General features: G+C 47.0%; 33 protein-coding genes and 1 riboswitch. Of the genes, 12 read left to right on the top strand and 21 right to left on the bottom strand.

What is annotated here, in order from left to right; all coding sequences use genetic code 11:
- Positions 1 to 13 precede the first annotated feature (13 nt).
- Together bla and NYE28_RS06020 are read right to left on the bottom strand one after the other, a co-directional pair.
- Entirely contained in the window at positions 14 to 763 is a 750-nt protein-coding gene (gene bla, locus NYE28_RS06025) for a subclass B1 metallo-beta-lactamase (protein WP_337681333.1), read from the bottom strand.
- 67 nt (positions 764 to 830) lie between these two features.
- Positions 831 to 1,085, bottom strand: a complete 255-nt coding sequence (locus NYE28_RS06020) for a hypothetical protein (protein ID WP_138092115.1) — start codon at positions 1,083 to 1,085, stop codon at positions 831 to 833.
- 120 nt (positions 1,086 to 1,205) lie between these two features.
- Here NYE28_RS06020 and NYE28_RS06015 point away from each other — a divergent pair, with 120 nt between their 5' ends.
- Complete coding sequence (locus tag NYE28_RS06015; RefSeq protein WP_015239586.1) at positions 1,206 to 3,491, top strand: ATP-dependent helicase; 2,286 nt, start codon at positions 1,206 to 1,208, stop codon at positions 3,489 to 3,491.
- Positions 3,492 to 3,559: 68 nt separating this feature from the next.
- Here NYE28_RS06015 and NYE28_RS06010 read toward each other — a convergent pair whose 3' ends face one another.
- The 4 genes from NYE28_RS06010 to NYE28_RS05995 all read right to left on the bottom strand — a co-directional run bounded on the left by NYE28_RS06010 (position 3,560) and on the right by NYE28_RS05995 (position 5,074).
- Positions 3,560 to 3,814, bottom strand: a complete 255-nt coding sequence (locus tag NYE28_RS06010; protein ID WP_003154986.1) for a stage VI sporulation protein F — start codon at positions 3,812 to 3,814, stop codon at positions 3,560 to 3,562.
- Between the two features lie 166 nt (positions 3,815 to 3,980).
- Positions 3,981 to 4,142, bottom strand: a complete 162-nt coding sequence (locus NYE28_RS06005) for a YjcZ family sporulation protein (RefSeq protein ID WP_007610678.1) — start codon at positions 4,140 to 4,142, stop codon at positions 3,981 to 3,983.
- Between the two features lie 91 nt (positions 4,143 to 4,233).
- Positions 4,234 to 4,431 carry a hypothetical protein gene (locus NYE28_RS06000; RefSeq protein WP_012117306.1) on the bottom strand — a complete coding sequence of 66 codons (198 nt, stop codon included), beginning with the start codon at positions 4,429 to 4,431 and terminating at the stop codon, positions 4,234 to 4,236.
- A 286-nt stretch (positions 4,432 to 4,717) separates the two neighbouring features.
- Positions 4,718 to 5,074 carry a DUF1360 domain-containing protein gene (locus tag NYE28_RS05995; RefSeq protein WP_015239585.1) on the bottom strand — a complete coding sequence of 119 codons (357 nt, stop codon included), beginning with the start codon at positions 5,072 to 5,074 and terminating at the stop codon, positions 4,718 to 4,720.
- 170 nt (positions 5,075 to 5,244) lie between these two features.
- Between NYE28_RS05995 and NYE28_RS05990 the strand changes: the two genes are divergently transcribed.
- The 5 genes from NYE28_RS05990 (at position 5,245) to cotZ (ending at position 7,801) form a co-directional block, all read left to right on the top strand.
- Entirely contained in the window at positions 5,245 to 5,631 is a 387-nt protein-coding gene (locus NYE28_RS05990; protein WP_003154992.1) for a spore coat protein, read from the top strand.
- A gap of 37 nt (positions 5,632 to 5,668) precedes the next feature.
- Positions 5,669 to 5,983 (top strand): hypothetical protein, encoded by a 315-nt coding sequence (locus tag NYE28_RS05985; RefSeq protein ID WP_015239584.1) that lies wholly within the window; start codon positions 5,669 to 5,671, stop codon positions 5,981 to 5,983.
- 92 nt (positions 5,984 to 6,075) lie between these two features.
- Entirely contained in the window at positions 6,076 to 6,576 is a 501-nt protein-coding gene (locus tag NYE28_RS05980) for a spore coat protein (RefSeq protein ID WP_015239583.1), read from the top strand.
- 150 nt (positions 6,577 to 6,726) lie between these two features.
- Positions 6,727 to 7,209, top strand: a complete 483-nt coding sequence (gene cotY, locus NYE28_RS05975) for a spore coat protein CotY (RefSeq protein WP_007409090.1) — start codon at positions 6,727 to 6,729, stop codon at positions 7,207 to 7,209.
- 148 nt (positions 7,210 to 7,357) lie between these two features.
- Positions 7,358 to 7,801: a spore coat protein CotZ gene (gene cotZ, locus NYE28_RS05970; RefSeq protein ID WP_015417224.1), complete on the top strand. Its 444-nt coding sequence runs from the start codon at positions 7,358 to 7,360 to the stop codon at positions 7,799 to 7,801.
- A 58-nt stretch (positions 7,802 to 7,859) separates the two neighbouring features.
- Here the strand turns inward: cotZ and NYE28_RS05965 are convergent, their stop codons facing one another.
- The 10 genes from NYE28_RS05965 to NYE28_RS05920 form a co-directional block, all read right to left on the bottom strand.
- Positions 7,860 to 8,468 (bottom strand): CotO family spore coat protein, encoded by a 609-nt coding sequence (locus NYE28_RS05965; RefSeq protein ID WP_080130422.1) that lies wholly within the window; start codon positions 8,466 to 8,468, stop codon positions 7,860 to 7,862.
- 97 nt (positions 8,469 to 8,565) lie between these two features.
- Positions 8,566 to 9,342, bottom strand: a complete 777-nt coding sequence (fabI, locus tag NYE28_RS05960; RefSeq protein ID WP_003155001.1) for an enoyl-ACP reductase FabI — start codon at positions 9,340 to 9,342, stop codon at positions 8,566 to 8,568.
- Positions 9,343 to 9,472: 130 nt separating this feature from the next.
- Positions 9,473 to 10,285, bottom strand: coding sequence for a bifunctional hydroxymethylpyrimidine kinase/phosphomethylpyrimidine kinase (thiD, locus tag NYE28_RS05955; RefSeq protein WP_052827264.1), 813 nt, complete (start codon positions 10,283 to 10,285; stop codon positions 9,473 to 9,475).
- A 22-nt stretch (positions 10,286 to 10,307) separates the two neighbouring features.
- Positions 10,308 to 11,318 (bottom strand): thiazole biosynthesis adenylyltransferase ThiF, encoded by a 1,011-nt coding sequence (thiF, locus tag NYE28_RS05950; protein WP_132106256.1) that lies wholly within the window; start codon positions 11,316 to 11,318, stop codon positions 10,308 to 10,310.
- Positions 11,315 to 12,085 carry a thiazole synthase gene (gene thiG, locus NYE28_RS05945; protein ID WP_094031644.1) on the bottom strand — a complete coding sequence of 257 codons (771 nt, stop codon included), beginning with the start codon at positions 12,083 to 12,085 and terminating at the stop codon, positions 11,315 to 11,317. The genes thiF and thiG overlap by 4 nt, the downstream gene beginning before the upstream one ends.
- Complete coding sequence (gene thiS / locus NYE28_RS05940) at positions 12,082 to 12,285, bottom strand: sulfur carrier protein ThiS (RefSeq protein ID WP_007409096.1); 204 nt, start codon at positions 12,283 to 12,285, stop codon at positions 12,082 to 12,084. The genes thiG and thiS overlap by 4 nt, the downstream gene beginning before the upstream one ends.
- Positions 12,282 to 13,391: a glycine oxidase ThiO gene (gene thiO, locus NYE28_RS05935; RefSeq protein ID WP_342490334.1), complete on the bottom strand. Its 1,110-nt coding sequence runs from the start codon at positions 13,389 to 13,391 to the stop codon at positions 12,282 to 12,284. The genes thiS and thiO overlap by 4 nt, the downstream gene beginning before the upstream one ends.
- Positions 13,375 to 13,992 carry a thiazole tautomerase TenI gene (gene tenI / locus NYE28_RS05930; RefSeq protein ID WP_012117296.1) on the bottom strand — a complete coding sequence of 206 codons (618 nt, stop codon included), beginning with the start codon at positions 13,990 to 13,992 and terminating at the stop codon, positions 13,375 to 13,377. The genes thiO and tenI overlap by 17 nt, the downstream gene beginning before the upstream one ends.
- Positions 13,970 to 14,677: a thiaminase II gene (gene tenA / locus NYE28_RS05925; RefSeq protein WP_015417218.1), complete on the bottom strand. Its 708-nt coding sequence runs from the start codon at positions 14,675 to 14,677 to the stop codon at positions 13,970 to 13,972. Before tenA ends, tenI begins: the two co-directional genes overlap by 23 nt.
- A gap of 87 nt (positions 14,678 to 14,764) precedes the next feature.
- A riboswitch (TPP riboswitch) is annotated at positions 14,765 to 14,873 on the bottom strand.
- Between the two features lie 53 nt (positions 14,874 to 14,926).
- The gene (locus tag NYE28_RS05920) at positions 14,927 to 16,771 is read right to left on the bottom strand and encodes a monovalent cation:proton antiporter family protein (RefSeq protein ID WP_007610641.1); all 1,845 of its coding nucleotides are present in this window, start codon (positions 16,769 to 16,771) and stop codon (positions 14,927 to 14,929) included.
- Between the two features lie 228 nt (positions 16,772 to 16,999).
- On the opposite strand from NYE28_RS05920, the gene prpE reads away from it, so the two are divergent.
- Positions 17,000 to 17,749, top strand: a complete 750-nt coding sequence (prpE, locus tag NYE28_RS05915) for a bis(5'-nucleosyl)-tetraphosphatase PrpE (RefSeq protein WP_076423888.1) — start codon at positions 17,000 to 17,002, stop codon at positions 17,747 to 17,749.
- Between the two features lie 33 nt (positions 17,750 to 17,782).
- Here prpE and NYE28_RS05910 read toward each other — a convergent pair whose 3' ends face one another.
- The 4 genes from NYE28_RS05910 to NYE28_RS05895 are packed head-to-tail and all read right to left on the bottom strand — an operon-like array spanning position 17,783 to position 20,537.
- Positions 17,783 to 18,676, bottom strand: a complete 894-nt coding sequence (locus NYE28_RS05910; RefSeq protein WP_059367228.1) for an RluA family pseudouridine synthase — start codon at positions 18,674 to 18,676, stop codon at positions 17,783 to 17,785.
- Between the two features lie 14 nt (positions 18,677 to 18,690).
- Positions 18,691 to 19,491: an NAD kinase gene (locus NYE28_RS05905; RefSeq protein ID WP_003155018.1), complete on the bottom strand. Its 801-nt coding sequence runs from the start codon at positions 19,489 to 19,491 to the stop codon at positions 18,691 to 18,693.
- Between the two features lie 17 nt (positions 19,492 to 19,508).
- Positions 19,509 to 20,144 (bottom strand): GTP diphosphokinase, encoded by a 636-nt coding sequence (gene yjbM / locus NYE28_RS05900; RefSeq protein ID WP_007610625.1) that lies wholly within the window; start codon positions 20,142 to 20,144, stop codon positions 19,509 to 19,511.
- A 27-nt stretch (positions 20,145 to 20,171) separates the two neighbouring features.
- The gene (locus NYE28_RS05895; RefSeq protein ID WP_003155020.1) at positions 20,172 to 20,537 is read right to left on the bottom strand and encodes a hypothetical protein; all 366 of its coding nucleotides are present in this window, start codon (positions 20,535 to 20,537) and stop codon (positions 20,172 to 20,174) included.
- Between the two features lie 124 nt (positions 20,538 to 20,661).
- Here NYE28_RS05895 and NYE28_RS05890 point away from each other — a divergent pair, with 124 nt between their 5' ends.
- The 5 genes from NYE28_RS05890 (at position 20,662) to NYE28_RS05870 (ending at position 23,904) form a co-directional block, all read left to right on the top strand.
- Positions 20,662 to 21,234 (top strand): CYTH domain-containing protein, encoded by a 573-nt coding sequence (locus NYE28_RS05890; protein ID WP_014417426.1) that lies wholly within the window; start codon positions 20,662 to 20,664, stop codon positions 21,232 to 21,234.
- Between the two features lie 4 nt (positions 21,235 to 21,238).
- The gene (locus NYE28_RS05885; protein WP_007409105.1) at positions 21,239 to 21,925 is read left to right on the top strand and encodes a lytic transglycosylase domain-containing protein; all 687 of its coding nucleotides are present in this window, start codon (positions 21,239 to 21,241) and stop codon (positions 21,923 to 21,925) included.
- Between the two features lie 228 nt (positions 21,926 to 22,153).
- A complete protein-coding gene (locus NYE28_RS05880; RefSeq protein ID WP_003155023.1) occupies positions 22,154 to 22,552 on the top strand; it encodes a thiol management oxidoreductase in 399 nt (132 codons plus the stop codon).
- Positions 22,549 to 23,451, top strand: coding sequence for a protease adaptor protein SpxH (spxH, locus tag NYE28_RS05875; protein WP_003155024.1), 903 nt, complete (start codon positions 22,549 to 22,551; stop codon positions 23,449 to 23,451). The genes NYE28_RS05880 and spxH overlap by 4 nt, the downstream gene beginning before the upstream one ends.
- Positions 23,452 to 23,736: 285 nt before the next feature.
- Positions 23,737 to 23,904 (top strand): hypothetical protein, encoded by a 168-nt coding sequence (locus NYE28_RS05870; RefSeq protein WP_003155026.1) that lies wholly within the window; start codon positions 23,737 to 23,739, stop codon positions 23,902 to 23,904.
- Between the two features lie 37 nt (positions 23,905 to 23,941).
- Here the strand turns inward: NYE28_RS05870 and pepF are convergent, their stop codons facing one another.
- Positions 23,942 to 25,771, bottom strand: a complete 1,830-nt coding sequence (gene pepF / locus NYE28_RS05865; RefSeq protein WP_094031915.1) for an oligoendopeptidase F — start codon at positions 25,769 to 25,771, stop codon at positions 23,942 to 23,944.
- Between the last annotated feature and the right edge of the window lie 147 nt (positions 25,772 to 25,918).

Raw genomic sequence — 25,918 nt, 5'->3', positions numbered from 1 at the left:
CCGGTCTTCTTTATTACGTTTCTTTCAGAAGGTTTATCGTATGCGGCAGCAGACGGTCATCCCCCGGACTGCCATGGCCCGGAACGACAATGCTGATGTCCTGATATCTTTTCATGACTTTGCGGACGGCGCGCGGCCACTGATCCGGATAAAAACCCGGAGTAGGCACGATTTCCTTTGTTTCTAAAGCCTTGATTAAGCATCCGCCGAATAAGAGCTTATCCTCAGGCAGCCAGACGGTAATATTGTCTTCCGTATGCCCTTTTCCCGGATAAAACGTTTCAATTTTCATATCGCCAAACTGCAGCTTTGTCACGTTTTTCAAATCTCCGAGCGGCCGGTCATATCCCTGCTGTCGGGCGAAGTCGGCGGTCAGTTTCGTGCTGTGCACCTTTACACCGTATTTGTACAGGGTGTTCAGACCGCCGATACGATCATCATGGGCGTGTGTCACAATGGCATCGGTCATCCTTTTGCCGGGAAACCGCTTTTTTATTTGTGTCATTAATTGCTCTGTGAGACTGTCATTCCACGGAGTATCAATCAGTACAATTCCTTTGGAAGTCTCAAGAAGCAATCCGTTCGCAGGGACGGGATTTCCGTCTGCCGTACCGGTGCTTGTATGCATCCAGACATGCGGCGCCAGCTGTGTGAGAGTGACATCTTTTGCTGCGGAGCTCTCCGCCGCGTGTGCCGGTTTCATTCCGGCAGTCAAGAGGCCGAATAGAAATAACCCCGCAATTAATAAAGAAATCCTTCTCAAATTGACCCATTCCTTTCCGCATCTTTCATATATACGCCTCAAAAAAACCCGGATATTTCCGGGCTTTTCACACGCATTGATTAATCAACCGGCCTTTTCCCATGATTTGCGGCAGACGGGAAAGAGAGCGCTTACGTTTTTCCTCATGTACTTTCTTTTCTGCGGCTGCGGTGTTTTCCTGGCGGCGCTCCACCTCTCTGTACACCCTGTCATTGGCAAGGGCGGCCGCTTTCGTGATGCCGGCATAATCAGACTTATAACCCGCTGCCCGGTTTGCGTATTGAGAATACTGCTGGTTTTGAATCCGTCCTGCATAAATCATATGTACCCCTCCCCTTCGCTTTTCATTTCCCTTAATCTTACTTTTTGAAACGCTGTTCTTTTGTTATGATATTCTTTGTCTATCAAATGGATGAACACCTTTTAATGGGAGGACCCCTTTTTGAATTGCGCCCGACTGAATAACCGAACGATACATTTACATACATATTCTAGAGAACATTACCAATTCCTTTTTGAAGAAGCTCAGAAAGGAAATATTTTTTGCGCACATTGTGAGCAGCCCGTCTTGATGCGGCTTTCGATTTTAGAGCAGCCGGCATTTTATCACCGGCAAAAGGGAGACTTCACCGCCTGTGAAAAAGCATGCGCGGCCGAGGAACCACAAGCGGAGAAAGAAAAAGAAGAGTATAAGGAAGCCGGCATGTTCCGCCTGCCGAAAGGAAAAGCGATTTCAGAGAATCCGAAACCGATCGTCTCAGAATGGAAAAGCCCGAAAAAAGTGCCTGCGGCCGAACCGTTTTCACCAACATCCGAGGCGGCTGATACATCTTTGTTCCCCGGCATCGGCCTGAACCGCGAACAGATGAAGGCAGTTACTGAAACGGACGGGCCTTTATTAGTGCTTGCCGGAGCGGGAAGCGGAAAAACAAGGGTGCTGACAGCACGCGCCGCCCATATGATTGAACACCTCGGCATTTCACCTGAAAATATGCTGCTTGTGACCTTTACGACAAAAGCCGTCGCCGAAATGAAAGAGCGGATGGCGAATGAGTACGGTCTGGCAGCCGGAAAAGTCTCCCGTCTCGTGACCGGAACATTCCACAGTTTTTTCTATAAAATACTCTGTCATTATGATTCTTCAAAATGGAACGGCAGCCAGCTTTTAAAAATGGAGTGGCAAAAAGAGCAATATGTGAAAAAGGCGCTCTATGAAGAAAATTTGGATGAAAAAGAGTTTCCCGTCGACCAGGCGCTTCAGCTTATCGGCTGCTGGAAAAACACGTATCTCCCCCATGAGACCATTCCGCTTGCGGACGACTGGGAGAAAAAAGTGTACAGGCTTTACGAACATTACGAACGGCAGAAGCGGGAAAAACGGCAATTTGATTTTGATGACATGGCCCAAGGCTGTTATGAACTGTTTCAAAGCCGGCCTGATATTCTCGCGCAGTACCAAAACAGATTTTCTCATATTTTGATTGATGAGTTTCAAGATATCAATCCTGTCCAGTACAACATTATGCAAATGATCGCAAGCCCTGAGAATAACCTGTGCTGCGTGGGTGATGACGACCAATCCATTTATGCGTTCCGCGGCAGCAGCCCGTCTTTCATTTTAGATTTTCAGAAAGATTACCCGGCAGCAAAGACCATTTACTTAACGGCAAATTACCGATCGCCTCATCCGATCGTCTCAAGCGCTCATGCCGTCGTAAAGAAAAATAAAAAACGGTATGAAAAAACACTTTCTGCCGTCAAAGACGGCGTTCACAATCCCGTGATGTTTTATCCTTACGATGAAGAAGAAGAAGCGACCATGATCGTTTCGGATATGAAAGAGAAGATTCAAAACGGGGCGAGTCCTGACGATTTTGCCGTACTTTACCGGACAAACAGCGCCGGACGGGCCATTTATGAAAGACTGCATCAATCATCGATTCCTTACCATGCCGACAGGGGCGTGCAGACGTTCTACAGCCGCAGAATCGTACGCCAGATCCTCGCCTACTTATATGCGAGTCAGAATGAAGATGATCCGGATGCGGTGAAAGACCTGCTGCCCGCCTTATTTTTAAAGCAATCCGCCCTGCAAACGTTAAAGGCGCTGTCAATTACGGAAGATTGCACGATGATTAAGGCACTGACGAAACTGCCTGACCTGAAGCCTTTTCAAATAGGGAAGATCAAGCAGATCGTTCCGTTTTTCGCAAGCATCCGGACAATGAAGCCGGTTGAAGCCATCACCTTTGCAGAAAGCAAAATGGGTTTTTCCGAGTATTTAAAAAAACGGGGCAATGAGGGAAACAAACTGGAAAAAGGCTCTGATGATCTCAGGGATGTCAAAGTGGCCGCCAAAAAATTCAAAACCATTCCCGATTTTCTTGCGCATGTCGATCATATGCGCGCCGCTGAGAATCTGAAAACCGATGAAAACGGCGTCGAACTGCTGACCATTCACCGCTCTAAAGGTCTTGAATTCAATACGGTCTATATTTTAGGCGCGGCTGACGGCTCGATCCCCCATGACTTCGCGCTTGAGACGGCGAGACAGGGCGATCCCGCTCCGCTCGAAGAAGAAAGACGGCTTCTGTATGTCGCAATGACAAGGGCCATGCAGCATTTATATGTATCTTGTCCCGCGTACAGGCGGGGAAAAACAGCGCGCAGCTCAAGATTTCTCGAGCCCCTTCTTCGGACGGACAGACGGAGCGCACTCAGGATATAAAGAACCCGGCAGATCACTGCCGGGTTCTTCTCACATAAAAAGGCCTTTTTAGCAAGGCCGGCTGACGCCTATTTATTGTTCAGCATTTTAGAAATGGTGCCAAAATCAAGTTTCTCTTTACCGCTTGTAATAGATTGAACGATTTTGTCTTCCAATTCTTTCGGAACACGCTTGTTAGCCAGCTGGGACACCTTCTGAATGACGCCTCTCACCGTGTTTTCATCTTTGAAATTGGCATTTTGCAATGATCCTGCAAGGTTCATGACATCCTTCATGCTGACGCCTGTTTTCTTCTCAATATTTTTGAAAAATTGATTATCCATGGTGTGCCTCCTTTTGTGGAGTAATACGATATTGTATGAATAAAGAGCGGAACATGTGCCCGTAAGACAAGGAAAAAATTCCGAGTGCCCCGTCTCTATACTCCTTCATACATCAGGGAAGCACGGGACTGAACGGTCCCGCGCTTATCCAAGGTCTTGCTAAGGTTTAGCCAAAAAAGGATGCACCGACAATGATCAGAAGGATGAACAATACGACAACAAGAACAAATGTTGAGCCGTAGCCGCCTCCGACATAGCCGCCTCCGTATCCGCCGCAGCCGCCATAACCGCCGTAGCCGCCGCCGAATCCGCCATATCCGAATCCCATATCTAAGCACCTCCTTTACTCTCTATACTCTATGTGAGCCGACTTGTTTGGCTTGGATAAATGCATAGGGCCGGTGCGGATTTCATTCATTTTAGTGAGAATGCTCATTTTTCTTCAGTTTTGCTTCTGTTTCGGCGGCAAACACATCTATCCATTCCTCAAAGCGCGATCCCGCTTCATCAAACTCAGACAGCTGTTTTTCAATAGATAAGATATATTTGTCATGCTCCCGCTGGTTTTGATTGTGCCGGCGGTATTTACCGTTTATGAATGATTCAAATATATTCATAACATCCCCTCCTCCTATGATCTATGCCGAACAGAGGCCGGCGTTCGGCAAAAAACAAAAAAACCGGAAGCTCCGGTTTTTTAGAAAACGGCTATTTCGGTTTTTTCTTTTGGCCGCAGCCGCAGCCTTTTTTCTTGATTTTTTTTTCGTAAGGCTGATGCACAGTTGATTTGTATGGAGAATGTTGGGAAGGTTTGCTTGATTGACTCATGGTGATCCTTCCTTTCCTTATGTCATATATGCCAGTTTATGCCGAAGGTGACGGTAAGTTGCTGGTGGAACCGCCTTATTCCTGCAGAAGACGAGAAACCGCAGCTTCAATGATCCCGGCCGCGCCGGCTATGGCTAACAGCAAAATCAGCCATTGCGCAGCCTCGGGTACCACAATCTGGACCGCAATTAAAAAGGCGGCACACCACACGCCCGTACACCAGTAGCAGCTGAGAAGTTCACCGATAAATGCCCTGATGCCTTTTCCTTTTATGACAATGTAGGTTTCTGTCGTGCCGTCGGGTGCGGTTTCTGTTTTTTCCTCGTGAAAAAGGCTCCGAAGCGGCGCCATAATGGTGTCAAATACGAAAAGCCTGGCCAGCCGGAAAACGGCAAACGATAACAGAATAAATGAAAGCCAATTGATAACCACCTGTTCACTCCTTTTCAAAACTTGACCTCTTTATACATATGCGAAAACCCTGATCTTCATGAATCGCACCTTGTCCGGTAAAAAAATAGGTGCGGTTTAGTTGTTTTTCTTATTCCGCTCGGCGTTTCATTTGCATTATATAAAGTATGAATGAGAAAGGAGTGAAGGTTATGTCGTTTGAAGAAAAAGTCGAAACACTGCAACCGCAAATATACGAACAATTATCCAACGAATTCGAGCAGACGATCGAAGTGATTGATTGCGAAAATGTCACAATAGATACAACACATATAACGGCCGCTCTTTCTATACAAGCCTCAGTTACTACGGCGATTATCCTCGCGACACAGCTCGCGATCGCAGATGAAGACACAGCCGACCAAATAGCAACCGAACTGCTGATCCTGGATGATTGCCAAATAAAAAAGAGGACCGTCATTCAAGTCCTGAACAGCCGCAATATTAAAATCACATTGACTGCAGACGATATTATGGCCTTTGTACAAATTTTGTTTCAATTATTAAATATACTTTTTGCTGAACTAGACATCCTTTAACCTTTCTTTTCAAATATTTAAATAGAGGTGAGAACAAATGGCAGATAACGAAAAATTAAAAAAAGAACTCGAAAATCTACCAGAAGTGGATCCGCTTTTAAAGGTGCTTGTCAGCAATGTCTTCAAAAAACACGGCGTGACAAAAGATAAAATGCGGGAAATTCCTGATGAAGAAAAAGAAATGCTGATCGCATTAGTCAAAGACATGCAGGCAAAAACAGAAGCTTTTCTTGAAAGCCAGAAACAGAAAAAAGAGCAGGAAAAAGCGCAAGATCAGCAGACCAATCCGCAAACCCGCAGAGAACAATTAATCGAACAGCTCCGGCAAAGACGCCAAAATCCCGGTCAATAACTAAAAAATAGTGATTTTTATCAGGATAGATGCCTGAGTCAAAGTAAGGGGCCGGCTCATTTAATAATAGTAAAAGAAAAGGAGGAATAGATATGGAAAGCAGACCATACTCTTGGGTTGCACTTGATCCTGAATGCGAACATCCGCGAGAAGAAAAAGAAGAAAAAGAAGGCAGAAGATGTAATGTTTGCTGTAACGGACATGGATTTGGCGAAGATAATGCCTTCCTTGACCAAGACCTTGCTCAAGCGAATATCAACAAACAAGTTTCTGAAGAAGCGATTATTATCAGAGACTCTTGTGATATTAACGTAACGTCAACAGACGTTCAAGCAGTCGCTTCAGTCATGACAGCGATTAATGCAGCAGTCGTAACGGCCACTCTCACTTCAATCGCTGACGGAGTCATCGCTGAATTGGTCGCACAAGACTTATTGCAGCTAACAGCTAACAAACAAATCAACCGTCAAAAACTGCTCATCGAAAACTCCCGCGGCGTAAACGTGACAACAGTAGATGCCGATATCGCAGTGTTGATCTCAACAGCGACAAATTTACTGATTGCTGTCTTAGTCATCACCCTTGTCCTCTAAAAAGAAAAAGCAGAGCTAAAAATGCTCTGCTTTTTCTTATTTTCTCCGCATATGATGAATATATAGACGTTCACCCACACCAAGTGAGGCTCGCGTACATATGTTGTTAAAGACAAAAGTCAAATACCCTAAAAGAAGGAGCTGAAATCCATGAGCTGCGGAAAACACCATGGCCGAGATGAAAGTTGTGTATGCGATGCAGTCGAGAAGATTTTAGCAGAACAAGAGGCTGTTGAAGAACAATGCCCGACTGGATGCTATACGAATCTTTTGAGCCCGACGATTGCAGGTAAAGACACCATTCCGTTTCTCGTATTTGATAAAAAAGGCGGATTGTTCTCCACATTCGGGAACGTCGGAGGATTTGCGGATGACAGCCAGTGCTTTGAGTCCATTTTCTTTCGTGTAGAAAGACTATGCGATTGCTGCGCGACGCTTTCAGTATTGCGCCCCGTAGATGTGCACGGCGACACCCTCAGCGTCTGCCATCCTTGTGATCCTGATTTCTTCGGTTTAGAAAAAACAGAATTTTGCATTGAAGTTGATCTGAGCTGCTTCAGCGCCATTCAGTGCCTTTCACCCGAGCTTGTTAACCGGCCTGCGCCGCACAAAGAGAAAAAGCATCACGGATAGTCATTGATTCGCATCTTTCCTAAAGAAGAATCCCCTTCCAACCTTCTATTACAGATGCAATCATCAGCCCGCCCGGACTTCCGGGCGGCTGACTCTCCGATATCGTTTAAACCGGTACCATTTAAAACGTGAAGTCAGGAGGGATATTATGAGCAAGCATACAACATACTGTGTGCGTGAAGCGGTAGAAAATATTGAAGACCTGCAAAATGCGGTTGAAGAAGATTGCCCGACAGGCTGTTATTCTAAACTTCTATCTCCGGCTTATACATTAGGCGATACAGTGCCGTTCGCCATCTTCACCTCAAAATCGAAACCGTTCACCGCATTCGGAAACGTCGGCGAGCTGGATAACGGTCCGTGCTTTAATACCGTTTTTTTCAGAGTTGAAAGGGTCTGTGACGGCTGTGCCACATTAAGCCTGCTTATTGCTTTTGACGAGCATAAGCACATTCTTGATTTTACAGATAAAGACTCTCTCTGCGATGTATTCCGTTTAGAAAAAACGAACTATTGCGTTGAAGTCGATCTCCATAGCTTCTGCGCCATCAATTGCCTGAACCCGAGACTGATCAACCGCACACATTCTTAAATCAAAAAGCATAAAAATAAGCTGCCGGATGAAAGAATTCAGGCAGCTTTTTGTATGGTTAAAATCCAAGCGGATGCAGCGAGGTAATATCGTCTATTGCGAGTTCTGCCGGCGCTCCGTTGCTTGTCGTCCGCAGGAAGATCGCATTATTTTTTCTGCCGACGATGACGCCTCTGTAGGTTTTCCCGTTGGCTTCTATCAGACAAAGGGTCCGCGGCATATTATGCGGCAGCTTCGTTAAGAAATCAATTTTTTCAAGAATGGACATTCTGCTCATCGGCTTTTTCACGCGCTTTGGCGGAACCTTTTCCTCTGGGGCGGCATTGTGAACCGCCTCAGGCTCTTTTTTAGCGGCATCAGGCTCTTTTTTAGCGGCGTCGGGCTTGGCAGTGTCCTGCTCCGCTTGCGCCGGAACTTCTTGAACGGCTTCTTCTGCGCGGCTGTGCTGTTCAGGTACTTGCTTTTCTGGTTCGACAGCCACTGCTCCTTCAGGCTGAGTTTGACATTCTTCCTCCCGCTTTCCATGCATCGGCTCTTCTTCCGGCGGCTGAGGCGCTTTCCTTTTTTTGATTAATATGTCCTGCATTGATGATTGCGTGTCTGAATAATCCGCCTGAACAATATACATGAGCGGTTTTTTTTCCGCGTTTCTGTTTTGTTTTGACATCTTCATCCCTCCGATTCTGTCATGTTTTATTTATATGACGGAATGATTAAAATCAGAAGAAAGAAAAAAGCAATCCCTGAAAGGGACTGCTTGTTATTTAACGTGCGGTAATATGGAATCCTGAATCAACGTGAAGATTTTCGCCCGTGATGCCTCTTGACAGGTCACTGAACAAGAATGCAGCCGTGTCGCCCACTTCTTCAGGTGTTGTCGTGCGGCGCAGCGGCGCGCGCTCTTCAATTTCTTTCAGGATGGAGTTGAAATCACTGATTCCTTTTGCAGACAGCGTACGGATCGGTCCTGCTGAAATGCTGTTGACGCGGATGTTTTCTTTTCCTAAGTCAGCGGCTAAATATCTGACGCTCGCATCAAGAGACGCTTTTGCCACACCCATTACGTTATAGTTTGAAACGACGCGCTCTCCGCCGAGGTAAGTGAGTGTAACGATGCTTCCGCCTTCAGTCATAATCGGACGCGCCGCTTTTGCGACCGCTGTCAGAGAGTAAGAACTGATGTTATGCGCAAGCAGGAATCCTTCGCGGTTCGTATTTAAATATTCGCCGACAAGCTCTTCTTTGTTTGCGAACGCGATGCAGTGCGCGATGCCGTGAATCACGCCGACCTGCTCTTTAATGCTCGCAAAGCAAGTTTCGATCTCAGCGTCATTTGTCACATCACACGGAAGGATGATGGAATCATTTCTTTCTAATGTAGCCGCAAGGTCATGAACTGATTTTTCCAAGCGCTCTCCCGCGTAAGTGAAAATGAGGCGCGCTCCGGCTTCATGCAGCGAACGGGCGATTCCCCATGCGATACTGCGTTTATTGGCAACGCCCATCACAACGATGTTGCGGCCTTCAAGTGAGAAATTCATATGTATAAAGCCTCCTGTAATCGTCTTAAAGACATAGTTTTAGTACCTGATCTTAATTTTTATCATATCATAACCTTGTCCAGATTGAAAGCATGGGAAAAAGACCGCGGATGTTGAAGCGGTCTCTTTTTTATCTCGTCTGCAGACTGTTCCTTTTAAAGGCAAAATGATTGGTCGGGCCGTGTCCCTCTCCAATGCCGAGCGTATGTTCCACGGCTTCCCGCACAAAATTGACGGCTGTCTCAAACGCGGTCTGAATGTTTTTCCCCTTTGCCGTTTCCGCCGTCAGCGCGGCTGCGAACGTGCAGCCTGTTCCGTGGGTGTGTTTGGTGTCAATATAAGCGTGGCTGATTTGGGTAAAAGACGAACCGTCAAATAATAAATCAACGATCCTCCCCTGTTCAGGCTGGTGTCCGCCTTTTATGATGACATGCTTTGCACCAAGCTTGCAAAGGCGTTCGGCCGCTTTTTTCCGGTCCTCAAACGTGCGGATTTCCATTCCCGTCAATACCTCAGCTTCCGGAACATTCGGCGTCACCGCATAGCTGCGCGGAATTAACAGCTCTTTTAACGCGGCCTGAGATTCCTCACGCAGCAGGGAAGCGCCTCCTTTGGCAATCATGACGGGGTCCGTGATGAGATGATCAAGCCCGTACTGATCCGTTTTTTCCGCAATTTCCGCAATCATTTCCGCGCTCCACAGCATTCCCGTTTTTACAGCGTCAGGCCGCAAATCTTCCGCCACCGCGTCAATCTGGCTGCCCAGCGCTTCCCGGGTGAGCGGATAAATGCCGTGAACGCCCAAAGTGTTCTGGGCGGTTACCGCTGTAATGGCTGACATTCCGAAAACGCCGAGCTCCTGAAAGGTTTTGAGATCCGCCTGTATACCGGCGCCGCCTCCTGAATCTGATCCGGCAATCGTCAATGCTTTGCATATGCTCATGATGTTTTTCTCTCCTTTCGCATTATCCGATCCATTTATGATAAAAGGATTTCGCTCTGCTGATATCACTTGTGCCGTGTATTAATGCTCTGCCGTCACGAAACAGTACCATCTTGAAATTGTCTTTGCAAAACGAAATTAAATACGGGTTGGCTGAAACATCAAGCCCTGTCCGTCTGAGCTGTCCCGCAAGTTTTTGCAGATCAAACTGTTCAGAGATCCCCGCTCTGATCTGCACCGTGTTCCGCCCGCACAGAACCGCCGCTTTTGTCTGATTTTCATAGGATAAAAACGGATAATCGTTCGTGCCGCAGCTTGGGCAATCAGCCGACTTAAGACGGGCGACGTTTATTTCTGACCGTTCATTTTTCCATAAATCAAAGGAACGGAGAACATGCTCGATAGATCCGCCCGTTAACAGCTTCAGCGCATCTGCTGCCTGAAAAACGGCCGTCTGCAATACAGCCGGGCTGATGATTCCCGCCGTATCGCATGTCATACCGCCTAAAGGCAATGTCTCAAGCAGACAGTGAAGGCACGGCGTGACACCGGGAATGACGGTAAAAGAGAGCCCGTAGCTGCCGACACAGGCGCCGTACAGAAAGGGAATCCCTTTCTGTACAGCCGCATCATTCACAATCAGCCTCGTTTCAAAGTTGTCAGCGGCATCCACGATGAGGGAGGCGCCACGAATCAATCCGGGTGCGTTTTCCGCAGTGACATCCATGACAAATCCCTCGACCTCTACATCACTATTTATAGATCGAAGCCGTTTTTCAGCCGCCGCGGCTTTCGGCATTTCATTTCTTACATCGTCTTCGGTATAAAGCTGCTGGCGCTGGAGATTACTCCACTCCACATAATCTCTGTCAGCGATCGTTACCTTCCCGACTCCTGCTCTGACAAGCATCTCCGCACTTGCCGTCCCAAGCGCACCCGCGCCGATAATCACGGCATGAGACGACCGGAGCTTCTCTTGGCCGGAGGGACCGATCGGCTGAAACAGCTCCTGTCTGGAATATCTGTCCGTCATACCGGAAGACCGTCTCGCGGACTGCTTGCAGTTCCGTAATCTTTCACCGGAATTCTCCCCGCTTCATAAGAAAGACGGCCCGCTTCTACGGCAAGCTTCATCGCCCGGGCCATTTTGACCGGATCATCAGCGCCTGACACAGCGGTATTTAACAGCACACCGTCAGCCCCGAGCTCCATCGCGTAGGCGGCGTCTTTTGAAGATCCGACGCCGGCATCGACAATGACCGGCACCTTCGCCTGTTCAATGATAAAGGATAGATTCAGCGGATTTAAAATTCCCTGACCGGAACCGATCGGCGAAGCGCCCGGCATAATGGCATGCACTCCGAGCTCCTCAAGACGTCTTGCGAGCACAACATCATCTGACGTATACGGAAGCACGATAAACCCCTCTTTGAGCAGCTGTTCTGATGCTTTCAGCGTTTCAACCGGATCAGGCAAAAGTGACCGGCTGCATCCGATGACTTCTACTTTTATCATGTCACAAAGCCCTGAAGCTTTGGCAAGCCTTGCGATTCGGACCGCCTCTTCAGCCGTTGCGGCGCCGGCCGTATTCGGCAGAAGCGTATACTTAGACAAATCAAGCTGTTCAAGAAAGTTAGGCTGAGACTCTTCAAAGATGTTCATCCGCCTTACCGCAAAGGTTAAAATATCTGATTCCGAGACAGCCACCGCCTCTTTCTGAATCTCAAAACTCGGATATTTTCCCGTTCCTAACAGCAATCTTGACTGAAACTGTTTTCCGCCTATTGTTAACATCCTCATCCGCCTCCTACAAAATGGACAATTTCTATGACATCGCGGTCACACAAACTCGTATTTTCATAATTCTTTTTTTCAATGATTTCTTTATTTCTCTCCACAACTACGATTCTTTGATCAAGCTGGTACGATTCAAGCAAATCCTGAACCGTCCCCTCATTTCGATTCCAATCAATTTGTTTTCCGTTCAGCTGAAGGATCATATATGAACAGCCTCCTTGCGATCAATTCGAAACGCTTCTTCCCATTCCTGCTTAATCTGTCTTTCCAGGATCATATCCCGCACCATTTCAGCCGTTGCCGGCGCCAACAGGATGCCGTTCCGAAAATGGCCGGCAGCGAAGATGATGCCGCTGTCTTCAGGATGCCGCCCGATAAACGGCTTTCCGTCTCTTGTTCCCGGCCTGAGACCCGCCCAAAACCGGTCTATTTTCATATGTTCGATGGCGGGAAGCATGGTTTTCGCTTTTGCAATGACGGCCTCAATTCCTCCGATGTCAGGCGTATCGCTCCAGTCGTCCTGTTTCATCGTGGCGCCGATGACAAGCCGGCCGCTTTTTCTCGGGACGACATAACAATGATCATGGTAAAGGGTTTTGGTCAGCGGGATATCGTCATTCCACACGGAAAGGCATTCTCCTTTCACAGGAAAAAAAGGCTGTCCCAAGCCGAGCTGGCTGAAAAACCGGCCGCTCCATACACCGCTTGCAACTGCGACTTTGTCAGCATAAACATCCCCGCCGGACGTTGTGATGCAATATTCTCCGTTCATCCGTTTTACGGAGGTGACTTGTGTATGCTCATATATATCAGCGCCATAGCGCCGCGCTCCTTTTGCATACGCTTTGCAGACATAGTACGGTTCGACATGGACATCGTCTTTTATAAAACTTGCGCCGAGAATGTCTTTTGAAGCGTAAGGCTCTTTTTCAAGGGCATCTTCCGCTGAAAGCCAGGTGACGGAAGGCAGATCATCCATCTTCCGTAGACGGGCGATATCTTCTTCGGTATACGCCAGTTTAAGCATTCCGCCGTTATGGCGCCTGATGTCAATGCCGCAAGCTTCCTCAAGCTCTTGCCCCGCCGCTTCATACAGCCTTTGACTGTGCATGGCAAAATCAAAAAACGCATCCCGGTTTTCACATTCCGCATGAGCGCCCAGCATTCCTGCGGCAGCGCTTGTCGTTTTTCGGCCGACTTCTCCGGCTTCAAGCAAGACAACGTTCTGCTGCGTCTTCGCCAGCTCATAAGAAATGGCGCATCCGATAATTCCGCCGCCGATCACCGCCGTATCATAGTGCTTCTTCATAATCGGCCTCCCTTACCGCGCGTGCATACCGTTTTGCCGCCTCCTCAGGATTTTCAGCTGAGAATATACCTGACATGACGGCAATTCCGTCCGGTTTCGCCTGCTTTGTGTGTCCGATCGTCTGCAGTGTCATTCCGCCGATTGCGATGACGGGGATGGAAAGCGTGCGTTTGATCTCTGAAAGCAGGCTGATGCCTCTTGCTTCAAGTCCTTGTTTACATTCGGTTTCAAATACATGGCCGAACACCACATAATCCGCATCTTCCTTTTCAGCTTGGATGGCTTCTTTCAGCGAATGAACCGAACGTCCGATATGAAGATGGGGAAATCTGCTTCGCACCTGCTTTACGGAAAAGCTGCGGGACGGAAGCTGAACACGGTGTATATTGGCAAAAAGCGCGATATCCGCCCTGTCATTGATGATCAATTTGTCCTTATCCGCACCGCCCTTTTTCAAAAGGGACAAAAGCTGCATGATCTCTCCCGCTGTTTTATCCCGCTCACGGATATGGATAAAGCTTACTTCGCGCTGAATCGAAAGAATATCCTCGGCCAGCTCGGCAACGGGTTTGCGATTATCAGTTACCGCGTGCAGCTCCAAAAGATTCCACCTCTTTTCCGCCCTTCTCGGACCAGCCTTCTTTTTGATATGCCATTCCCCAAAATTGATATTCATAATAGCTTGAAATTACAAAATTCTCTTTCATTTTCGCACGAATGTCTTCTGTGCTGTTTTCAGCAATCTCGTCAAAACGGCTGATCTGTTCTTCGACTTGCTGTCTGAACCAGTCTCCGCCGTATGTACCGATCCATTTTTCATAAATCGGATGCTCCGGTTTGCACTCCTTTAAGTGTTCGCCGACTTCATAATAAAGCCAATAACAGGGCAGAAGCGCAGCTAATATTTCTCCAAAATTGCCGCTCATCACCGATCTGTACATATGAGACGTATAAGAATAGGCGGTCGGTGCCGGTTTAAATGCCGCACGCTCTTCTTCCGTAATCCCTAAAAGCTCCGTAAACTCGCGGTGCAGCGCCATTTCCGCTTCATATGTCCCTTGAGCGTGGCCCGCCATCCTGCCCGTCGTAAACAAGTCTTCGGCATATGCGGCGCCGAACGCCTGAACTTTTGCAAAATGCGTCAAATAGTAGGAATCTTGCAGCACGTAATAGCTGAAACGGTCTATCGGCAGGCTTCCGTCACCGATTCCCGTTACAAACGGATGAACAAAACTTCCGTCCCACCATTCGGCAGCCGCCTGTCTGCATTCTTCAGAAAATGTCATCATGTCTTCCCCCCTGATAAAATAAAAAAACCACTTTCCCGCATCGGAAAAGTGGTTTGGAATTTAAATGGATAAAAGGAACCCCAAAAAAATACCGCTCCACTTCCCTACGCAGGTCTGAACCTGTTCAAGTTATGAGGGTCTAAAAGTCTCACTTTTATCTCAGCCCTTATGAAGGACACCCCTAGTGGTCATACGATTAATGATTTATTTGTTATGCCTTCTATATTATCACGAATTGCAATTTGGTCAAGCTTCAAGGATTTTTCTCAGTTCCGACACGTAGTTGCGCGAGCCCGTGACGATGAGACGGTCTCCTGTTTTCAGCCGCGTGTCTCCGTGCGGAACGATGCTGTCCACACCTCTGAAAATCCGGACGAAAATCACATCGCCCATCAGCGGAAATTCCCGCAGAATGATGCCGTTATACGCCGGGTTTTCCAGATTGATCTGATATAACGAAGACTCCTCATTCGTCAGGAGGCTCATCACGCCCGGCGCCTCAATTAATGCGCGCAAGAGCGTCTTTGTAGACAGAAGGATAGAAAAAATACTGATGCCCTCTTCTTTCAGTTTTGTTTCATGCTCAACCGAGCCGACGCTTGCGATGATACGCTCAGTCCCTTTCTCTTTCGCTATTAAGGCGATTTCGGCGTTCACATCTTCATTTCCCGTCGCCACGACAAGAATATCCGTTTTGAAAATACCGTGCGACTCAAGCGTTCCGGGCTCGTAATCAGAAATCGTGTCAACCGAAAAAACGGATTCCGCAAGCGTTTCCCCGGCATTTTCCTGATACACATGGACGACCCGTACTTCATATTCCTCCTCAGGCAATTCAAGCGTAACCGGAAGTGTCATTTGGTTGGCGCCGATAAATGTAATGCGCTTTTTTTCCTGCGGCGCACTTTGCCGTTTGTATAATTTCTTAAAGCCGATCGGCGTGATGATGCTGGCAATAACCGCAACTAAAGTCAGCGCGCCGGACATATTGGCGCTGATAATGTGGAGCCTTTCTCCGATCGTAGCCGCCGCGATAACAAGCGACAGCGTGGACGTCAGCAAAAAGCCCGAAGCAAACACGGTTCTTTTGTCATACCATTTCTTTAAGTAAAACACCGGGAACATCTTGCTGATAAACAGCGCAAGCAGAAGCAGCGGAATCATCGTTAATGTTTTCGGATCTTGGAAGAGCGTCCAAATGTCCAATTTCACCCCGACCATGACGAAAAAGATCGGAATTAAAAACCCGTAGCCGAAGGAATCCAGCTGTTCCACCATTTCTTTATTCGGAGACAGAAGCGATACCAGAACGCCTGCCAAAAACGCGCCGAGAATATTTTCCGCCCCGAGAGATTCCGATAAAGCGACAAGCACGATAATCAGTGTGAAAATGGCTCTCGTGCCGATCTGCACGGTGCCTTTAGACATCGACTGCACAAATGAACGGTGTTTAAAGATCCTGCCGAAGAAATACAGCACGACCCCCGCGGCAAAGAGAATCAACAGAAGCCACATATTTCCGCTGTCTTCTCCGTAAAGAGAAGAGAAGAAAGCGAGCAGAATCATCGTAGCCAAGTCCGCGATAACGGCGACAAGCAGGATGATCTGGCCGATATTGGAGTTCATGATCCGTTCTTCCTTTAAAGTCGGGACCACCACACCGAGTGATATCGTCGAAATAATAAGCGTCATTAAAAATGCGTTTTGAATAAAACCGGCTAATACAAAGGCATAGGACAGCAGCAATGATAAAATAAAGATGCCGAAAAAGATAATCAGTGCGGCAGAAAACGTGTTGGGCGCTTCCTTGCCATTCGGAAGGAATTGTTTTTTCTTCCCTTTCTCAAATGAAGAAAAATCAATTTCCAAGCCGCTTAAAAACATTAAAAAGATAAAGCCGAGAACAGACAGCGTCTCCAGCCACGTGTCTCCCTGAACGACAAGATTCAGGCCGCTTTTTCCGATAATAAGCCCCATGATGATCTCCGCGACGACGACGGGGATGCTGAGCTTAAACCGATGTAAAAGGAGCGGCGTCAAAAAAGCGACGATCAGAACGACGACTAAAGATGCGACTGATGTGTGTTCCATTCGTAAATACCTCCTTAAAACAAGGGTTATAAAAGCCCGCTTAAAGCGGGCGAAACCTTACTTTTTTTTAAAAACATAACGCATATTCTAACAAGGCTGAACGCGAAAAAAAAGTGATAAGGCTTTATTTCTTTAATTCTTTTTTTAATTTGTGCAAAAACAGCGTAATTAGGTATAGGAATTAGCCCCATAATAAATAAAAAACCGTTAATAAGGAGGCAGACACGAATGGCTTATGACATCATCAGCGATATACACGGATGTTATGACGAAATGATCGCGTTAATACAAAAGCTCGGATATGAAGTGAAAGACGGAACGCCCGTTCACTCTGAAGGCAGGACGCTTGTCTTTGCGGGGGATTTAACGGACAGAGGCCCAAAATCCGTAGAAGTGATGCGTTTTGTGGCAAAAGCATATGAAAAAGGAGCCGTCCGTTATGTCCCGGGAAATCATTGCAACAAACTGTACCGTTACTTAAAAGGAAACCCCGTAAAAGTGATGCACGGACTGGAAACGACGGCAGCCGAACTGAAAGAGCTGTCTCCCGCCGACAGAACGGAAGTCTCCAGACAATTCATCCGCTTATACGAGTCAGCGCCGCTTTATGACATTTTACATAATGGCGATCTCGTTGTCGCCCACGCCGGCATAAAAGCTGACGATATCGGTAAATACTCGCGTAAGGTAAAAGAATTTGTTCTGTACGGCGATATCACGGGTGAAACGCATCCCGACGGCAGACCCGTCAGAAGAGACTGGGCCGCCGCTTATGAAGGCAAGGCATGGATTGTTTACGGCCATACCCCGGTAAAACGTCCCCGGATCGTCAACCGTACAATCAACATTGATACAGGATGCGTCTTCGGCAATCAACTGACAGGCTTTCGCTTTCCGGAGCATGAAACCGTCTCTGTGGAAAGCTCAATGCCCTATGATGCTTCACGATTTCGCGAGGATCACGGAAGGCAGGCATGAAAAAAAGCCCGAAACCGGCAAACGGTTCGGGCTTTACATGTGTTCAATTAATGTTTTCATATCGTCAGGCACCGGAGCGTGAAAAACGAGCGTTTTTCCGGTCATGGGGTGTACGAATGAAAGCCGCTCACTGTGAAGAGCCTGCCGCGCAATTCCCTCATTTTTTCCGCCGTACAGTGTATCACCGACTAACGGATGGCCGAGGTAGCTCATGTGCACCCGGATTTGATGCGTCCGCCCCGTTTCCAGCCGCAGGGCTGCAAGCGTAAACGCATGTCCCGCTTTTTCCGTTTGAAAATGCGTCACCGCTCGTTGTCCCTCCGGCGTTACCATCCGCTCAATAATACTGTCGTGTTTTCTTCCGATGGGCGCGTCCACCGTTCCTTCCTTCTGCCGCATGATCCCGTGTACGACAGCGAGATACCGCCTGCTGACAAGCCCCTTTTTCTGCGCTGCCGACAAAAGAGAATGGGAAAGCCGATGTTTGGCGATGAGCATCGCCCCCGATGTATCCCTGTCAAGGCGGGTGACAAGATGAACCGTTGATTGCACACCGCTTTTTCGGTAGTGGCTGATCACTCCGTTAGCGATGCTCTCCGACGGGTGTTCTCTTGATGGAATTGAGGAGACATACGGCTGTTTATTGACCACAAGCACATGGTCATCTTCATAAAGAATATCAAGCGGAACCGGCTCAGGCACAAGCGTTTCACTCACATGCTCCTTCGGAAATTCAATCTTAAGCACGTCTCCTTCCGCTAACACGGCGCGGACGGTTACATGCTCTCCGTTCACAAGCAGGTCTCCCCCACCGAATTTAATGTCAGCGAGAAGCCGCTTTGAAATGCCGAGCTGCGCCGTATATTCTTTTACCGTCATGCCGGCTTCCCGGGCAGTCATGTTCTTTTGGATAAAAAAGTTGTCCAATCCGTTTCCTCTTTCTATTCGCCTTTTCCGATAAAGGAATCCTGCACCCTTTTCCAAAACGGAAAAGGACGGAATCTTGCAAATCTGACTTTTTCATTTGCCACACGGCATAGAATGGACTTGACATCCTTATGCAGCAAGGTTAAATGATCAATTGTGACTTGAAAGTCGACGTCGTTTCTCGGTTTGATGACACAGTTATGATGATCGGGAAGCAAAAGCGGCGAGCCGACAGTCCTGAACACTCTGTTGTTGATGGATGCCATTTCTGCAAGCTGAATCGCTCTGATGGAAGGGTGGATGATCGCGCCGCCTAACGCCTTATTATAAGCCGTGCTTCCGGAAGGCGTGGACAGACATAAACCGTCCCCCCTGAACGTTTCAAACAGCTGGCCTTTAATTTCCACGTCAGCGACGAGACTGCCTTCTATGCTTTTGATCGTACATTCGTTCAAAGCCAGATACCGCTCCTCACGCTCTTCATCATGATAAGTGACAATCACCTCAAGAAGGGGATACTCCACGGTATGATACGGCGTTTTGGCAATGGCCAGAACGAGCTTTTCTATCTCCTGCGGAACCCAATCGGCATAAAAACCCAAATGCCCCGTGTGAACTCCGACAAACGCCGTTTTATCGAGACGGTCGCTGTACCTGTGAAATGCGTAAAGAAGCGTTCCGTCACCGCCGACGGAAATCACGATTTCCGGCTCTTTTTCATCCAAGGTCATATCAAAATCGAGTAAATACGCCTGTATTTTGCTTTTCAGTGTATCTGAAACCTCGTCTCCTTTTGAAGAAACGGCAAATTTCATGCCATTCCCCTCCTTTCCTACTGGTGGTCTCCCGCTTTTTTCTTTCGCGAGAACGCGGCTTGGGCTTCCTGGATTTCTCCGCGGATTTCTGACATTTCTTCATCGAGCCGGGATGCGGCTTCTGAGGCCCGCTGCAGCCTCAGCTTTACTTTTTCGGGAATGTTCCCGCTGTATTTGTAATTCAGTGAATGCTCAATGGTTGCCCAAAAGTTCATGGCAAGCGTCCGAATCTGTATTTCCACAAGAACGTGCTTTTCTCCGGACGTTGTTTGTAAAGGATATAAAACGACAAGGTGGTAAGACCGATATCCGCTTTCCTTATGCTCTGCTATGTAATCCCGCTTATCGACAACGGTAAAATCTTTTCTGGCAAACAGCATATTTTTGACGATCTGGATATCATCGACGAATTGGCACATAATACGCAGCCCCGCGATATCCTGCATCGTTTCAATCTGATGAAGCGGTATGCTTTTTCGTCTCGCTTTTTCAAGTATGCTCGCCACCGGCTTCACGCGGCCTGTCACAAACTCAATCGGTGAGTGGTCATCTTCATACTCATAAAGGGTTCTGACGCCTTTCAGCTTCACCTTTAATTCTTCAACAGCCTGGCGGTATGGCGCTAGAAATTGCTCCCATTGTTTGTCATCCATCGTACATCCCCCAATTCCGAACCTGTTCTAAAGAAATACGCTTTTCACTTTTTCTTCCATATCTCCGTAGTTTGCATTATCTTTAATATTTTCAAGAAGATAATCGAGTTCTTCATGCAGCCCTGAAAGTTCAACCGTTTTTCCGCCGGCCTCAAGGACCGCCGGTTTTCTTTGGTCTAAGGCTTCTTTCAGATCCGGCCAGATATGTTCTTTTATAATGACATATTCAAAAGAGTCAGCTGATTCAAGTATGTATACAAAAGCAAAGTGATCGGAATCAACAAGCATTTGACCTGAGGCTTTGCGTTCCGCTCCGCTTAAGTCCTCTCCGCACTTCAAGCGGAGCGCGTCTTCTGTTAATGATGCATTTTGGATTTCAATTCTCTTTTGCATAATGTTCTCCTTTTTTAACAAAGTACAGCATTTATTTTATCATATCAAGGTCGATATTGATAAACGTAACCTCTAAAGAGATAATGGGAATTATACAATTTTTCGTCCTGAAAGGAAGACTGTCATGACCCAAGAAATAGAAATTGAATTCAAAAACCTGCTGACAAAATCAGAATTTCTGAAGCTGAGTGAAGCACTCTGCATGAAAGAACATGATTTTAAACAGCAGGTCAATCATTATTTCGACACGAAAGATTTTTCCCTGAAACAAAAAAAATCAGCACTCCGCATCCGAGAAAAAGACGGCGCGTTCGTTCTGACGTTAAAAGAGCCTGCCGCGGTCGGTCTGCTGGAAACCCACCAAGAGCTTGCGGCACCTGATCTTGACGTCTTCAAGATTCCGGATGGCCCCGTCAAACGTCAGCTGGAAGGTCTCGGAATCAACTCAGAACACATTTGCTATTTCGGAACGCTGTCGACCGCACGCGCGGAAAAAGAATCAGAAAAAGGCTTAATCATTTTAGATCACAGCCGATATTTAGAGAAAGAAGACTTTGAATTGGAATTCGAAGCTGCTGACTGGGATGAAGGAAAACGGGCGTTTGAACAATTGCTCAAGCAATTCGGCATCCCAGAGCGGATCACGAAAAATAAAATCCAGCGTTTTTATGAACAGAAACAAAAAAAGGTGGAATGACACAGTGAATATCACGAATTGGGCGGCCCTTCTCCAGCTGCAATCAATGGCGCTGCAATCAATCTCTCATACAAGCACGGCTTCAGGCGGACAATCTTCAGAAAGCCCGCTTGCAAATTTCAGCGCGCTGCTCAGCCAGTATACGGACACAGCCGTCCGGCAGCAGCCGGAATCAGGAATTTTAAACGGTGTGCGGACCGCTCACGCTTCATATTCACCGAGAATTCCCGTTTCATCCGGCTCCGCGGCTGCTTCACAGACCGCTTCCCCGGGCATAAAGTCTCCGGATGCGGCTTCTGATATCAGCACCGGAAACTTTTCAATAGACAGCGCCATTCAGAAAGCGGCCGAAAAATACGGAGTGGACGAAAAGCTGATCCGCGCGGTTATTAAACAGGAATCAGGCTTTAATCCGAAAGCGGTCAGCGGTGCGGGGGCAATGGGACTGATGCAGCTCATGCCTTCCACGGCAGAATCACTCGGGGTGTCAAACCCGCTTGATCCCGTCCAGAACGCTGAGGGCGGCACAAAGTACTTAAAGCAGATGCTCACGAAATACGACGGAAATGTATCTCTGGCGTTAGCCGCCTACAACGCAGGCCCCGGCAACGTAGATCGGTACGGAGGCATTCCGCCGTTTAAGGAAACACAGCAATATGTCAAAAACATAACCAAACAGTATTACGCGTAAACCAGAGAGGCTTCCTTCGCCCTCTGGTTTTTTTGCGGAGTGAAATCTTACACATGAATGAAGGCGATGTGATATGATATGAAATACAAGCGCCTGACAGAAAGGCACTTTGTTTGTAGAAATAAAATGTTATTGCTAAAATATACAGTAACTGAAGATAGTAAAACTGAAAGATAAATTCGCAATGGGAATTATGATTCCTATTAGCCATATAAAGGAGTAGTCAACATGGGACAATCGTTTAACGCACCATATGAAGCGATTGGAGAGGAACTTCTATCGCAACTTGTTGATACTTTTTATGAGCGTGTCTCGTCTCATCCCTTGCTGAAGCCGATATTTCCAAGTGATTTGACTGAAACGGCCAGAAAACAAAAGCAATTTTTAACCCAGTATTTGGGCGGACCTCCTCTTTATACTGAAGAGCACGGACATCCCATGCTGAGGGCAAGGCATCTCCCCTTTCCGATTACGGACGAAAGGGCTGATGCGTGGCTAAGCTGTATGAGCAAAGCGATGGATCAGGTCGGGCTGGAGGGCGATATTCGTGAATTCCTGTACGGGCGTCTGGAACTGACGGCCAGGCATATGGTAAACCAGTCAGAAGCGGAGGATCGATCATATTGACGAATTATCAGCATGAGCAATACTTCGCCCATTGCCACGGACATCCAAAAAAACCGCTCGAAATTTACATGTTTGTCGACCCTTTATGTCCTGAATGCTGGTCGCTGGAGCCCGCCATAAAAAAATTAAAAATCAAATACGGACGTTTTTTTACGCTGCGGATCATTGTTTCCGCGAGCATTACATCGCTGAATAAGCAAAAGCGGAAAAAACACCTCCTTGCCGAAGCTTGGGAAAAAATTGCGAACCGTTCCGGGATGCCCTGTGACGGAAGCCTTTGGCTTGAGCAGGATCAGCCTCTTTCATCGCCCTACCTTGCCGCACTCGCTTTAAAAGCGGCCGAACTGCAGGGAAGAAAAGCGGGCATTCTGTTTCTCCGCAGCATGCAGGAAAGCCTGTTTGTTTCCAAGCAGAATATTACGGATGAAGACGTTCTTTTAGAGATTGCCGAAAAGACGAAATTGGATGTTGAAGAATTCAAGCGCGACCTCCATTCGCAAAGCGCGGTAAAAGCGCTTCAGTGCGATATGAAAATCGCGGCGGAAATGGACGTCACCGTCAACCCGACATTGACGTTCTTTAACAGCCTGCATGATGATGAAGGGCTGAAGGTTCCCGGCAACTATTCTTATGACGTATACGAAGAGATCTTATTCGAAATGCTCGGGGATGAACCGAAACCTTCTGAAACGCCGCCTTTGGAATGTTTCATTGAATATTTTCGGTTTGTCGCATCGAAAGAAATCGCACTCGTTTATGATTTGAGTCTAGAAGAAGTTGAAAAAGAAATGAAAAAACTGGCATTCGCCAAAAAGGTCGCCAGAGTGGAAGCAAAGCACGGTCTGTTTTGGAAGTCTCTGGCCGGCACCCAGGAGGATGTCACCTGTTGTGATCATTAAAAAAAGCTGATTCCTTACGGAGCCGGCTTTTTTTGTGCAAATAAAGAAACCGCGCCGGGATAAGCGCGGTTTCATATGTCTTAACGACAACAAAGGGGATGGGAGAAATTTTTCACGGTCAAACAAAGGGGTAATGTTTGTTTGTGATCAATTTCACATCCTTATCATATCAAATCTTGTCGAGTTTTGACAAGCCATAAGATTAATGTTCATATTTTTGTCACAAAACATAACTGACTGCTTGTTTTCATAGAATATATCAATGAAAAACAAGGAGGGAAATCAATGCTCCGCACCGTATTGATCATCGGAATGATTGTGTTTTTCTTCTTTTTAAACCTGCTGGCCATGATGCACATGCTGCCGATTTACATTACATCTCCCCTGCTGTTTCTGTCCATATTGTTTGCCCTGTATCGGCTGAATCACAGAAAAACGTTTAAAGGGTTTTAGAAAAAGCCTGCGCATCTTATGCACAGGCTTTTTTGAACTACGAAGGGTTCACTTTCGAAAGAAGCTCTTCCATTTCGTTCAGTTTCTCTTCAAACATTTTGCAGGCTGCCTCGATCGGTTCAGGCGATGTCATATCGACTCCCGCTTTTTTCAGTATGTCGATCGGATATTCCGAGCTTCCCGCTTTTAAGAATTCGGTGTAGCGCTCCACCGCAGGCTTGCCTTCTTTTAAGATCTGGCTGCTCAGCGCTTGGGCCGCACTGTAGCCTGTCGCATATTGATACACATAATAATTGTAATAAAAATGCGGAATTCTTGACCATTCCAGACTGATTTCTTTATCAATCACCATGTTGTCACCGAAATACTTTTTATTCAGATCATAATAAAGTTCGTTCAGCAGTTCAGGCGTTAGCGGCTCGCCTTCCTGCGCTTTCGTATGAATCAGATGCTCAAATTCAGCGAACATCGTCTGTCTGAACACTGTGCCTCTGAATCCTTCAAGCATATGGTTGAGCAGGTACAGACGCTGTTTTTCATCCTTTAAGCTGTTCAGCATATATTCACCGAGCAGCGCTTCATTGGTCGTTGAAGCGACTTCAGCGACAAAAATGCTGTAGTTACCGTACGGATACGGCTGATATTTTCTCGTATAGTAGCTGTGCACGGAATGGCCGAACTCGTGAACGAGCGTAAACAGATTATTGACATTGTCATGCCAGTTCATCAAGATGTACGGATTCGTGCCGTATGTACCGGACGAATAAGCACCGCTGCGTTTTCCTTTATTTTCGTATATATCGACCCAGCGGTTTTCAAGTCCTTCTTTTAAAATAGACGCGTATTCCTCGCCCAGCGGAGCAAGTCCTTTGAGCATATACTCTTTCGCTTCCTCATATGTGACCTTCATTCCCGAATCTTTTACAAGCGGTGTGTAAAGGTCATAAATATGGACTTCATCAAGGCCGAGAACCTTTTTCCGCAGGTCAATGTAACGGTGTAATAACGGAAGATGTTTATTGATCGTTTTAATAAGGTTATCGTAAACTTCTTCAGGGATGCTGTTATTGGATAAAGCCGCTTCCCGTGCTGATTTATACTTTTTCACACGGGCGTAAAAATTATCTTTTTTCACAGTGCCGCTGAGTGTAGTCGCCATCGTGTTTTTATACTGTCCGTATGTTTTATATACGGCTTCAAATGCGTTTTTGCGGACTTCACGATTGCTGCTTTCCAGGAAATTAATAAAGTTGCCGTGTGTGATTTGAGTTTCCTTGCCGTTTTCATCTTTAATCGACGGAAACGTAATATCGGCGTTATTTAAAACACTGAATGTATTGGAAGGCGACGACAGCGCTTCTGAGGCTTCCGCAAGCAGGGCCTCTTCTTGTTCGCTCAGCACGTGCGGACGCTGTTTTGTAATTTCTTCAATTGCATGGGAGTAAAGTTTAAGCTCCTCTTTTTCCAGAATAAACTGGTGCAGCTTGTCCTCCTGAATCGCCAGAATTTCCGGTTCAATGTAAGCAGTCGCGCTGGCAGCCTGGGAATACAGGCTTGCGGCTTTGTCGTTCAGCCCTTGGTAGAAAGAATTTCCCGTATCCTGGTCTGAGCGCATATGCGCGTATGCATAAAGTTTCCCAAGGCGGTTCGTCACTTCATCCTGTGCCGTAAGCGCCGCGTATAAATTATCAGCCGAATGAGCAAGCGTGCCTTTAAAAGAAGATAAATTCGGGATTAATTCTTTAACTGCTTGAAATTCTTTATTCCAGGCCTCATCACTAGGAAAAATATCCTCTAGTCTCCATGTATGCTCTGCCTTTACTTCACTTCTGTCAGGCAGCTGTGCTGCTTTATTTTCCTCAGTCATGGTGATCCCCCTCGTTTTCTTTACTTCAAGCCAATTGAAAAAACGATTGTTTCTCCAAAAACTTGTGTTGTGATTATCTTCCGGCTTTTCACTGCCTTTTGTCAAATCATATGCGGCATATAAGACCAAGCATACCAATAATACAGT

Source organism: Bacillus sp. FSL R5-0443, from assembly GCF_038608285.1.
Classification (GTDB): Bacteria; Bacillota; Bacilli; order Bacillales; family Bacillaceae; genus Bacillus; species Bacillus velezensis.
The sequence above is the reverse complement of the archived record's forward strand: the minus strand, read 5'-3'. Positions and strand labels throughout refer to the sequence as shown.